The sequence below is a fragment of the Mycoplasma sp. CSL7475-4 genome, from assembly GCF_024834065.1.
Lineage (GTDB): Bacteria > Bacillota_I > Bacilli_A > Mycoplasmatales > Metamycoplasmataceae > Mycoplasmopsis.
In genome coordinates, this window is sequence record NZ_JANUYA010000027.1 from 1 (window position 1) to 517 (window position 517).

Genomic DNA, 517 nt, shown 5'->3' on the forward strand with positions numbered 1-517 from the left:
GAAAAATTAGCATTAGTCAAATCGATTGAATAATCGAACACTATTATTCGATTTTAAAGCAAATATACAAGGATAAATATTTAAATTTTTATCTAAATTTAAGATATTTTTACCAGTATGAACTGCCCGAAAAACTTAAGAACAATATGACATATGCAAGTATGATTAAGAATTTAAAAGCACGTGGATTTTATACATATGGAATGAGTAAAAACGGGAGAAAAGAAGCACGGAAAAACTTAGCAAATTTATCTAAAAAAGATGATTCAAAGACAATCGTGTTTATTAATAAAATTTCGAAGGAATTAGACAAAAACATCGCTTTTGTTTCAAGAAAAAATAAAGGAGCACATTTGAGTCTGGGAGAGATGGTTGAAATTGATGCAACTGAACATTGATGAAATTGCGATAACAAGTTTCACATATATGTTGCTGTTGATCGGGCGACGGGAATTATATTAGCTTTACATGCTGAAAAAGAAGAGACCAATCAAGGTTATATGATTTTACTTGAAGA

General features: G+C 29.4%; 1 pseudogene. It reads left to right on the forward strand.

Annotation, left to right across the window (positions count from 1 at the left end):
• Positions 1–161: 161 nt before the first annotated feature.
• Positions 162–517, forward strand: a pseudogene (locus NXS15_RS03770) (hypothetical protein); the annotation flags it as partial.